The sequence below is a fragment of the Pseudomonas sp. Xaverov 83 genome (assembly GCF_019352905.1).
GTDB classification, from domain to species: Bacteria; Pseudomonadota; Gammaproteobacteria; order Pseudomonadales; family Pseudomonadaceae; genus Aquipseudomonas; species Aquipseudomonas yamanorum.
Genome location: NZ_JAAAFU010000075.1, coordinates 517977 through 527230, shown reverse-complemented (window position 1 = coordinate 527230; position 9254 = coordinate 517977). Strand labels below are relative to the sequence as shown.

Below are 9254 nucleotides of genomic sequence, written 5' to 3'. Positions count from 1 at the left end.
ACTCAACTGTCGGTTCTGGCCGAAGGCCTGGGCATGCAGGTGTTCTTCTACGACACCCTGACCAAGCTGCCATTGGGCAACGCCACCCAGGTGTCGAGCCTGACCGAGCTGCTGGGCATGTCCGACATCGTGACCCTGCACGTACCGGAAACCGCTGAGACCCAGTGGATGATCGGCGAGAAGGAAATCCGCGCCATCAAGAAGGGCGGAATCCTGATCAACGCCGCACGCGGCACTGTTGTTGAGCTGGACGCCCTGGCCGACGCGATCAAGGACAAACACCTGATCGGCGCCGCCATCGACGTGTTCCCGGTAGAGCCGCGCTCTAACGACGACATCTTCGAAAGCCCGCTGCGTGGCCTGGACAACGTAATCCTGACCCCGCACATCGGTGGTTCCACCGCTGAAGCCCAAGCCAACATCGGCCTGGAAGTGTCGGAGAAACTGGTCAAGTACAGCGACAACGGTACGTCGGTGTCTTCGGTCAACTTCCCGGAAGTAGCGCTGCCGGCTCACCCTGGCAAGCACCGTCTGCTGCACATCCACCAGAACATCCCTGGCGTGATGATGGAGATCAACAAGGTCTTCGCGGAAAACGGCATCAACATTTCCGGTCAGTTCCTGCAGACCAACGAGAAAGTCGGCTACGTGGTGATCGACGTAGACGCCGAGTACTCGGACCTGGCGCAAGAGAAGCTGCAACACATCAACGGCACTATCCGTAGCCGCGTGTTGTTCTAATCGTTAAACGCGCCTAAAAAAGGGAGACCCTCGGGTCTCCCTTTTTTTGTCTGAACAAATCTTACTTGACGTTAACCGTGATGACTTTCGAGGCTACAGTCGGGTTGAACTGCATGTGCAGTTTGTCGCCGGCGACCAGTTGCAGCGTGTGCTTGCCTGGGGTGAGGGTCAGCTCGGTTTCGGTCTGGGCCTTGCCGTAGTGGATCACGGTGTCGGTGGCCGGGATTGGCACGCTGGCGTCAGGCAATGCTTTCTGGTCGATCAGCAGGTGGTGGTGGCCGGTGCCCGGGTCCTGGCTGGTGGCCGGGGCCAGTTTCAGGCCTTCCATGCCGAATTTCACGGTGAAGGTTTTATCGACAGTGGCGCCGTCTTTTGGCGACACGATGAACACTTTGGCACCTTCTGGTGGAGCGCTGCGCGGAATGCCATCAGCAGCGGTCGCCAACATCGAAGCACCCAGCAATAGGCTGGCCAGGGTTGCACGGGTCAAAAAGGCTTTCATTCACTTCTCCAGTTTTTCGGTGAAATCTGTAGGGTTATGACAACTTCGCGACAAATTGCTGTCCAAGGCACTCAACACCATAGCAAAGCGAGCCGGAACAGCGCCTCGCTCATTCGAATTCTTTAGGAGAGACCATGCGTTTCCTGCCTGGCCTGTTACTTTTACTTCCCCTTGTAAGCCCGTTGGCCCATGCCGAACTGATTGACGATGTGTTTGACCGCGGGGAATTGCGCATCGCCCTGGAAGCCAACACCCCGCCCTTCAACTTCAAGGAAGGCGACAAACTCACCGGCTTTGAAGTGGAACTGGGTGAGTTACTGGCCAAGGAAATGGACGTACGCCCCTCCTTTATCACCGTCGATGCCGCCGATCTGCTACCTGGCGTGGAAAGCGCCAAGTACGACGTGGCCATCAACCATATCGCTATGACTCCTGAACTGGCGGATCGTTTCGACTTCAGCGAGCCCTACAGCTACTCCAGTGCACAACTGATCGTGCGCAAGCAGGAACAACGCCCGCTGGGCAGCTTCGCGGCGCTCAAGGGCAAGGCGCTGGGCGTGGCCCAGGGCAGTCAGTTTGTGGAGCAGGCGCGCACCGCCGATGGCGTTGATTTGCGCAGCTATGCCGATGCCAGGCAGCCGATCAAGGACGTCGCTGACCAACAGATCGATGCGGCCATCAGTGACCGGTTGCTGATCCCCTACGCGATTCGCGACAGCCAGTTGCCGGTGAAGGAAGGCGCAGATGTCGGCCCTACGCTGAGCCTGGCGATTCCGTTCCAGAAGGGTAACCCGGCGTTCAAGGCCAGCCTGGACAAGGCCCTGCAACGGATTAAGGCCGATGGCCGGCTGACGGCGTTGTCGGAGAAGTGGTTCGGAATGGATGCGAGCAAGCCGGTCAAAAAGGCCGAATAAACGACTCGGTCAATGTGGGAGCGGGCTTGCTCGCGAATGCGGTGGGTCAGCTTGAGCATCTAGTGACTGACACTCCGCTTTCGCGAGCAAGCCCGCTCCCACATGTTGATCTATGTCGGGCTTGAGCATTTGGCCAGGGCCGCTGCCGCTTCGGGCAACTCCAGCTCACTGAACACCAGCACCCCATGGCGCTTGAGCAATGCCGCCGTCACGCCTTCGCCCGTGACCTTCACGCCGGTGAAGGTGCCGTCATAGGTCAGCAGATTGCCGCAGGACGGGCTGTTGGCCTTGAGCACGGCGACCCGGATGTTGTGACGCTGCACCAAGGCCAACGCCTGGCGGGCACCCTCGAGGAAGGCTTCGCTGAAGTCTTCGCCTTGGGCCGTCAGCACCTGGGCGCGGCCTTCCCACACGTCAATCCCCTGCCCGCCCGGAATTTCGGCAGACGGCCGTGGCGTCGGCAAACCTCCCGCAACCTCGGGGCACACGGCAACCACCCGGCCTTCGGCCTGCCACGCGGCCAATTGATCGAAAGGCCCGCTGGCTCCTCCGTCGTAGCGTACCCGGTGCCCCAGCAGGCAGCGGCTGACCAGAATCTTTTGCATCATCAGAACGGCTCGTTACCCCGCCGGCGAAACCAGCCGGTAAGGGACAGGCGTTCGCGGGTGGCAGGCAGGACTTCATGGGGGATCTCCCCCGACAGGAACACCACCAGGCAACCGCCGATGGGCACCACATCGTATTCGACGTCGCCCTTGAGGTACATGCGCAACTGGCCGCCATGTTCCGGCAGCCAGGCATTGTTCAAGTAGATCACCGCCGACACCATGCGCCGATCGTCATCGCGAAAACGGTCCACATGCTTGAGGTAAAACGCCCCCGGTGGGTACATCGCGAAGTGGCTTTCGAAGTCTTCCAGGCCGAGGAACAGGCCGCGGTTCATTGCCACCCGCAGGCTGTCCATCAGCTCGAGGTAGGTGTCGCAGGCGACTACCTCACCCGGTTCCAGCCACTGGATATGATCCCCCCGAATGCCCTCGCGAATCTCCTGGGACGGCCCGCGTCCGACGGCGGCGGGCGCCAATTCGCCTTCGGCAGCGCGTTTATGGCACTCAGCCGCCAGTTCGAGGGTCAGAGCCTCGGGCAGGAAGATATTCTGCTGCGACCAGCCTTGTGCGGCCAGGTCATCGACAATGCGTAACAGCAGCGGGTGATCGGAGGGTATGGGCATGGCGCGCATAGTATCCATACGCCTGTGAATCCGACAGAGCCGCCGAGCGTCTGAATACACTTTAGTCAGGAGACCGATAGGATTTCTCGACAAATCCTACGCCCGACACGGACAATAGTGGCCGACTGACAGGAGTCCCTATGCGTCGTTTGTTTTTTTCCTTGCTGATGCTCTGCGTTTTGCCCGCCTGGGCAGACAGCCATGACCAGTTGTACAAGGTCGCCGGCTGGGCAGACCAGCGCGCGCATTTTAATGACGCCCTCAGTGCCGCCCAGCAACGCTACCGCAACAGCTTGCCGCCGGCGGTGTATCAAGCGCTGGTGGACAACAGCAATAAACGCTTTGCGCCGCAGTCGGTAGACCAGCGCGCCGAAGCACAGCTACGCAAGAATCTGGCGGACCCGAAGCCGGCTTTGGCCTTCTTCCAATCGCCCCTTGGCCGCAAGATTGTCGCCGCCGAGTTGCTGGCCACCCGCCGGGATCAACTGGCGAAGAATGCCCAGGGCTTGCCGCATATGGAGGCCGACGCCACCCGCAGCCTGATCATTGGCCACCTGGCCCAGGCGCTGCCTGCGCGGGAAGCCGGGGCTGAAGTCAGCCTGGCGATTGCCGGTGTGGCCGCCGACAGCTTGAGCCAGATGATCCCCGGCCTGTTGGGCGGCGGCCAGGCACAAGGCATGCTGAATGGCCAGCGTGAGCGCCTGATGCAGCAGATTGGCAATGATTTGAACAACACGTTGCTATACGTCTACCGGGATCTGTCCGACCCGGAGCTGGAGGAGTTCGCGACATTCGCGGAGTCGCCGGATGGCAAGGCGTACTACAAAGCGGCACTGGCGGCGATTCGCGCCGGCCTGGCGGTCGGCCAAAGCACCTCAAGCCTGGCACCCTGACACCGATTGATCGCTCCCACGCTCCGCGTGGGAGCGCAGCTGGTGACGCTCTGCGTCACGGGACGCGGAGCGTCCTCGGAGGCGTTCCCACGCGGAGCGTGGGAACGATCTCAGGCCAGGTGATCACTTAGAAACTTGAAGTACACCTGCCGAATCTCCGGAATCTCATTCGCCAAGTGATGCCTGCCGCGCGGCAGCATCAAGATTTCCGGCTGGTCGAACTTGCTGCGCAGTACCTTCAGGTTGTGCTGCCAGTCCACCGTCATGTCTTCCTCACCCTGCACGATCAACGGCCGCCGCGTACTGCGTGGCGCCGCTTCAATGCGTTTGATCCAGCGCGCCAACGCGCCCACCCAGGCGGTGGGCAACTGCCGTGGCTGCAACGGGTCGGCCTCCAGGAACGGCTTGAACTGCGGGTCGTTGGTGTTATCGCTGAAACGCCGGGCGATGCCTTTGACGAACGGCCTGAGCAAGTAATAACTGAGCTGCGACCAGCCCCAGGCGCGGGGACGCACCAGCGGTGAGAGCAAAAAGGTCTTGCCCTGGGCCGGGCTGTCGACGCCATGGTTAAGCAGGTGATCCACCACAATCGCGCCGCCGGTACTTTGCCCGAACAGGTGCCACGGCTGCGGCAACTGCAACGCCTTGGCCTGCTCAAACAGCGCCTGCACCACGTCCTGGTACACCGCAAAGTCATCGATGCTGGCCCGCTCGCCGCTGGACAAACCATGGCCCGGCAAGTCGCAGGCAATCACCACAAAGCCCTGGTCCAGCGCCCAATCCACGGCATTGCGGTACAGGCCCATATGGTCGTAGAAACCATGGAACAGGAACATCGTCGCCACCGGAACGGGCGGCCACCACACCTGGCAGACCACCTCGAACCCATCCACCGCAAACCGCCCCAGGCGGCTCACTGCGGGCACCTTGCGGGCGGGCAGGTCCAGGCCGTAGAAGCGCTGGTAGACCCGGGCCTCGGCAGAAAGCGGCTGCGCGTCCACCAGGGGCCGCAAGCTTTCGCGCAGATGATCAGGGTCAAACGTAACGGGCATAAGAACTTCCAGACTGTGGCTTCAACGCATTGAACAGATGAATATCGAGCCGCGATATTCATCTGTCAGGGCAAGCATGGCAAGCTACGCGTCCTCCGAGGATCGATCCAAATGCGACAGCCCTACCGCACCACCCTCTTCGCCAGCCTGATCGTGATCATTTGCGCCGGGGTGTTATGGGCGGCGTATGACTGGTTCCAGGGGCGTTACCTGCGGGCATTCAGTGAGCATACGGCGGTGTTTTCCGGTGACAGCCTGAGCCTGCCGGCCGAGCTTGCCGGCCCGGGCCCGATCCGCCTGGTGCACTTCTGGGACCCGGCCTGCCCGTGCAATGTCGGAAACCAACAGCACCTCAGCGAACTGATCGAGCAGTACGCCCCCCAAGGCGTGGAGTTCTATTCCCTGCAGAAAGCCGGCAGCCACGGCCAGTTACCCGCCACCCTCGGCGCGATGAAGGCCCTCAAGGCCGTGCCAGGCGCCCAGCACCTGCCTGCCAGCCCTGCCGTGGGCATCTGGGACCGCAGCGGCAAGCTGGCGTATTTCGGGCCCTACAGCGAAGGGCTGACGTGTAACTCCAGCAACAGCTTTATCGAGCCGATCCTGCAAGCCCTCGAAGGCGGGCGCGAGGTCAATGCGACCCACACCCTGGCGGTAGGCTGTTACTGCGAGTGGAACGGGGCCGCGCCTGCACCCTGAACCGGGCGCGCCAAGCTGAACAGACGCTGTTCGTTCGACAAACTCGAACAACTGTATCGGCATGCTCCTGTATCGTAAGCAGCTAGCCGTACCAGCAGACGACACGGGAACACATGAGCCAATTAACCATCATCCTCTGGATACTCAACGTTATCGTCGATACGTCCGGCCAGTTGGCGTTTAAAGCCGCCGCTTCAGCCAGCGCCGAGCATGACGGCATGGCCCACTGGCGCCATATGCTCAAGCGTCCGTGGATCTGGCTGGGCATCATCTGCTATGTCTTCGAATTCGTGCTGTGGCTGGCCTTCCTGACACTGGTGCCGTTGTCGGTCGGGGTGATGCTAGGCTCCATCAACATTGTCGTGATCATGATTGCGGGCCGTTTCCTGTTCAAGGAAAGCCTGAGCAAATGGCGGTTGATCGGCATCATGCTGATCGCCTGTGGCGTGACCGTCGTGGGGTTTGAGTAATGAAACGGTTTTATATCCTGGGTTTTCTGTCGCTGATCATTTTCGATACCTTGGCGCAGGTCAGCTTTAAGTTCGCCTCGATTCATGCCGAACCGCTGACAATGGACGCCGCGTGGCTGATACGCGTGTTTGGTGCGCCCTGGATCTACGGGGCATTCGTTGGCTACATCGGTGCATTTTTTACCTGGATGACGTTGTTGAAATACGCGCCGGTAGGCCCGGCGTTTGCCGCCTCCCACCTGGAGCTGATCAGCGTGACGTTGATCTCCGTGTGGTTGTTCAACGACACCCTGACCCTGCCCAAAATCGTCGGTGGTGCGCTGATCATTGCCGGCATCCTGTGCCTGGCGCGCAGTGAAGACAAAGAGAGCAAGACCGTCGAGGCCGAGCCCTCGCAGACGCTGGCGTCATGACGCCCGTTGTCAGCCAGCGGGAGATTCCGCCGACGGCGGGCCTTCCCCTGCGCTGGCAGGATTTGTTCAACCTCTCGGGCAACCTGGCCCGCGACCTGGCCCAACAGCTCGACATCCCTTTGCCGGCCCTGCCCTGTTCCGGCACGGCCGCCCTGATCATGGCGCTGCGGGTGTTGCAGCAACGTAGCCCTGGGCGCACCGAGCTTATCGTGCCGGCCTATACCTGCCCGCTGGTGGCCCTGGCCGCCCATCATTGCCCGCCATTACGCGTGGTGCCGTGCGATTTAAAGCCCGGCAGCATCGACCTGGACGAGCAACAGCTGGCGCAGCTGTGCAACGAAAACACCTTGGCGATCGTCGTCACCCACCTGGCCGGGCGCGTAGCGGATGTGGATGCCGCCACGCGCATTGCCGAGCCTTACGGCGTGGCGGTCATCGAAGACGCCGCCCAGGCCATGGGCGCGCTGGATGACGGAAAAAGCGTCGGACTCAAAGGCGACATCGGCTTTTTCAGCATGGCACTGGGCAAAGGCCTGACGACGGCCGAAGGCGGCGTGTTGTTCAGCCGGGATGCGGTGCTGCATCAGGCGTTGCACCAGCAATGCCGCCAGGACTTGCCCTTCAGCCTGCGCTGGGAAGTGCAACGCAGCGCCGAGCTGTGGGGCTATGCCGCGGCGTATCAGCCCCGCGGGCTGAAGTACGTGTACGGCAAACCGCTGCGGGCGGCGCTGGCGCGGGGCGATGAAGTGGCGGCAGTCGGCGATGATTTTTCCGTCAACGATATTCCGTTGCACCGGTTGGGCGGCTATCGCCAGAAGGTCGGCGCTGCCGCATTGGCACGCTTGCCCGAACATTTGCAGCAAGGACGCTTACGGGCCTTGCGTCGCGTGGCGCAGCTGAGCAGCTTGCCCGGCGTTTCGGTGTTGACCGACAGGCCGGGCCAGCAAGGTACCTGGCCGTTCCTGATGGTGGTGATGCCCAGCGCACAAACCCGCGATACCGCGATGGCGCAGCTGTGGACGGCGGGCCTGGGCGTCACCCGTCTGTTTATCCACGTCTTGCCGAGCTACCCGGCGCTCACCCCGCTGTTACAGCCAGGCGCCGATATCCCCCGCGCGCAAAGCTTCGCCGCCCAGACACTGTCGATCAGCAACAGCCACTGGCTGACGGACGAACTGTTCGAGCAAGTGCTGGATCATCTACGGCGAATTCTTAAACGCTAGCCCAGCCTTGATCGATACGGGTCAACAAGCGCGCGTTCAACTCATTCTGCTGTTGTTGCCAGATCACCACCTGGTTCTCCGGCAGCTCTTCCTGGCCATCCGACGCACTCAGCCAACGCTTGAACTTACTCTGGTAGTGATAAGCCGAGACATCGCCGGTAATGTCCGCGCCGATAATGCTGCCCTGGCAGGCATCGATCAGCGCATTCAAATGCTTCTCCAGAAACTCGCCCTGGTCCCAGTTGGTATTCACCACCTCCGGGCTCAGCACGTCTTTGTCGATGGAGAGATACACCGGCAACGAAGGGTCGAGCTGCGCCAGGAACGCCCCCATCAACTCGTCCGCGCTGGTGAATGCACGGTTGCTGCGGCCTGCGCCGATCCAGTTCAACCAGCGGGTATCGACGTTGGTGTTCCAGTAGGTCAGCTTGCGTTTCACCAGCGGTGACCAGTGATTCTCCCAGGCGTGCTTGAGGGAAATGTCCGGCGAGCCAATGCCCAGCACATGCACATGCTCGACCTGTGGCAGGCGGCTGGCCCAGTAGACCCAAGACCCACAATGGATACCAAACGGATAGCGCATGTTGTCCGGGTGGTTATCGCAAATGATCAGTTGGATCTTTTGCTGGGTGGGAAGACGGTTCAACAACAACTGGCTGAGGTGGTGATAGTCACCGCTGCCGGTAAACACACAGCCGTAGTCATTGGGCATCTGCGCTTGCAGGGCGTTCTCCAGCTCCTTGAACTGTGCCCAGCGGCAACCGAACCGGATCTTCTCCTGCCAGGCCTGCAACGGCAGGGTGATGGCGCCGGGAATGTTATTCACGGCGCCATCAAAATCGAGGATCAACGCGGGTCGGGCCTGGCTCATGAGGTTTGCTCCTGCTGCCATTGCATGTCGCTTTCAAAGTGGTGACGGAAGCGGTTCAACACCTTGCGCAACAGCGGGTTGCGCACCCACACCAGATGGCGGGTAAAGGTGAACTTGGCGCCGAGGCTGGATTTGACCTGTGGGTCGGTCCAGCCCGCGACATAAAATTGCAGGCCCTTTTCCAGGGCGTACTCCAGGTTCACAAACCAGCTGACGAAGTACAGGTTGTGCTCCAGCGCCAGCGGGTA

Annotated in this window: 12 protein-coding genes and 1 pseudogene; 7 read left to right on the top strand and 6 right to left on the bottom strand. The window is 61.2% G+C overall.

All coding sequences use genetic code 11. The annotated features are described in order from the left end of the window. Positions 1-741: NAD(P)-dependent oxidoreductase (locus K0H47_RS23705; protein ID WP_307877334.1), on the top strand; the 741-nt coding region annotated here is incomplete at its 5' end. A gap of 61 nt (positions 742-802) precedes the next feature. Here the strand turns inward: K0H47_RS23705 and K0H47_RS23700 are convergent. After that, on the bottom strand, positions 803-1243 hold the full coding sequence (locus tag K0H47_RS23700) for a DUF4399 domain-containing protein (protein WP_063026439.1): 441 nt from the start codon (positions 1241-1243) through the stop codon (positions 803-805). A gap of 134 nt (positions 1244-1377) precedes the next feature. Here K0H47_RS23700 and K0H47_RS23695 point away from each other — a divergent pair, with 134 nt between their 5' ends. Next, positions 1378-2157, top strand: a complete 780-nt coding sequence (locus K0H47_RS23695; RefSeq protein WP_177025623.1) for a transporter substrate-binding domain-containing protein — start codon at positions 1378-1380, stop codon at positions 2155-2157. A 110-nt stretch (positions 2158-2267) separates the two neighbouring features. On the opposite strand, the gene K0H47_RS23690 is transcribed toward K0H47_RS23695, so the two are convergent. Both K0H47_RS23690 and K0H47_RS23685 read right to left on the bottom strand, forming a co-directional pair. Then, complete coding sequence (locus K0H47_RS23690) at positions 2268-2762, bottom strand: DUF523 domain-containing protein (RefSeq protein WP_218263100.1); 495 nt, start codon at positions 2760-2762, stop codon at positions 2268-2270. A gap of 2 nt (positions 2763-2764) precedes the next feature. Then, the gene (locus K0H47_RS23685) at positions 2765-3397 is read right to left on the bottom strand and encodes a 2OG-Fe(II) oxygenase (protein ID WP_017476570.1); all 633 of its coding nucleotides are present in this window, start codon (positions 3395-3397) and stop codon (positions 2765-2767) included. 131 nt (positions 3398-3528) lie between these two features. On the opposite strand from K0H47_RS23685, the gene K0H47_RS23680 reads away from it, so the two are divergent. Continuing rightward, on the top strand, positions 3529-4281 hold the full coding sequence (locus tag K0H47_RS23680) for a DUF2059 domain-containing protein (RefSeq protein ID WP_063026433.1): 753 nt from the start codon (positions 3529-3531) through the stop codon (positions 4279-4281). Between the two features lie 110 nt (positions 4282-4391). On the opposite strand, the gene K0H47_RS23675 is transcribed toward K0H47_RS23680, so the two are convergent. Further along, a complete protein-coding gene (locus K0H47_RS23675) occupies positions 4392-5333 on the bottom strand; it encodes an alpha/beta hydrolase (protein WP_063026431.1) in 942 nt (313 codons plus the stop codon). Between the two features lie 111 nt (positions 5334-5444). On the opposite strand from K0H47_RS23675, the gene K0H47_RS23670 reads away from it, so the two are divergent. The 4 genes from K0H47_RS23670 to K0H47_RS23655 all read left to right on the top strand — a co-directional run bounded on the left by K0H47_RS23670 (position 5445) and on the right by K0H47_RS23655 (position 8135). Continuing rightward, positions 5445-6029 (top strand): DUF6436 domain-containing protein, encoded by a 585-nt coding sequence (locus K0H47_RS23670; RefSeq protein ID WP_017476573.1) that lies wholly within the window; start codon positions 5445-5447, stop codon positions 6027-6029. Positions 6030-6142: 113 nt separating this feature from the next. Then, on the top strand, positions 6143-6499 hold the full coding sequence (locus K0H47_RS23665; RefSeq protein ID WP_003213864.1) for an EamA family transporter: 357 nt from the start codon (positions 6143-6145) through the stop codon (positions 6497-6499). Beyond that, positions 6499-6912, top strand: coding sequence for a multidrug efflux SMR transporter (locus K0H47_RS23660; RefSeq protein WP_008438917.1), 414 nt, complete (start codon positions 6499-6501; stop codon positions 6910-6912). Before K0H47_RS23665 ends, K0H47_RS23660 begins: the two co-directional genes overlap by 1 nt. After that, complete coding sequence (locus tag K0H47_RS23655; RefSeq protein WP_177025624.1) at positions 6909-8135, top strand: DegT/DnrJ/EryC1/StrS family aminotransferase; 1227 nt, start codon at positions 6909-6911, stop codon at positions 8133-8135. Before K0H47_RS23660 ends, K0H47_RS23655 begins: the two co-directional genes overlap by 4 nt. Here the strand turns inward: K0H47_RS23655 and K0H47_RS23650 are convergent. Continuing rightward, positions 8125-9006, bottom strand: coding sequence for a hypothetical protein (locus K0H47_RS23650; RefSeq protein ID WP_177025625.1), 882 nt, complete (start codon positions 9004-9006; stop codon positions 8125-8127). The genes K0H47_RS23655 and K0H47_RS23650 overlap by 11 nt on opposite strands. Further along, positions 9003-9254 (bottom strand): annotated as a pseudogene (locus K0H47_RS31200) (GNAT family N-acetyltransferase); the annotation flags it as partial. The gene K0H47_RS23650 and the pseudogene K0H47_RS31200, both read right to left, overlap by 4 nt.

Excerpts from the sequence above, each read along its gene's own strand:
- K0H47_RS23700 (WP_063026439.1), bottom strand. The coding sequence starts at position 1,243 with ATGAAAGCCTTTTTGACCCGTGCAACCCTGGCCAGCCTATTGCTGGGT.
- K0H47_RS23695 (WP_177025623.1), top strand. The coding sequence starts at position 1,378 with ATGCGTTTCCTGCCTGGCCTGTTACTTTTACTTCCCCTTGTAAGCCCG.
- K0H47_RS23690 (WP_218263100.1), bottom strand. The coding sequence starts at position 2,762 with ATGCAAAAGATTCTGGTCAGCCGCTGCCTGCTGGGGCACCGGGTACGC.
- K0H47_RS23685 (WP_017476570.1), bottom strand. The coding sequence starts at position 3,397 with ATGCGCGCCATGCCCATACCCTCCGATCACCCGCTGCTGTTACGCATT.
- K0H47_RS23680 (WP_063026433.1), top strand. The coding sequence starts at position 3,529 with ATGCGTCGTTTGTTTTTTTCCTTGCTGATGCTCTGCGTTTTGCCCGCC.
- K0H47_RS23675 (WP_063026431.1), bottom strand. The coding sequence starts at position 5,333 with ATGCCCGTTACGTTTGACCCTGATCATCTGCGCGAAAGCTTGCGGCCC.
- K0H47_RS23670 (WP_017476573.1), top strand. The coding sequence starts at position 5,445 with ATGCGACAGCCCTACCGCACCACCCTCTTCGCCAGCCTGATCGTGATC.
- K0H47_RS23665 (WP_003213864.1), top strand. The coding sequence starts at position 6,143 with ATGAGCCAATTAACCATCATCCTCTGGATACTCAACGTTATCGTCGAT.
- K0H47_RS23660 (WP_008438917.1), top strand. The coding sequence starts at position 6,499 with ATGAAACGGTTTTATATCCTGGGTTTTCTGTCGCTGATCATTTTCGAT.
- K0H47_RS23655 (WP_177025624.1), top strand. The coding sequence starts at position 6,909 with ATGACGCCCGTTGTCAGCCAGCGGGAGATTCCGCCGACGGCGGGCCTT.
- K0H47_RS23650 (WP_177025625.1), bottom strand. The coding sequence starts at position 9,006 with ATGAGCCAGGCCCGACCCGCGTTGATCCTCGATTTTGATGGCGCCGTG.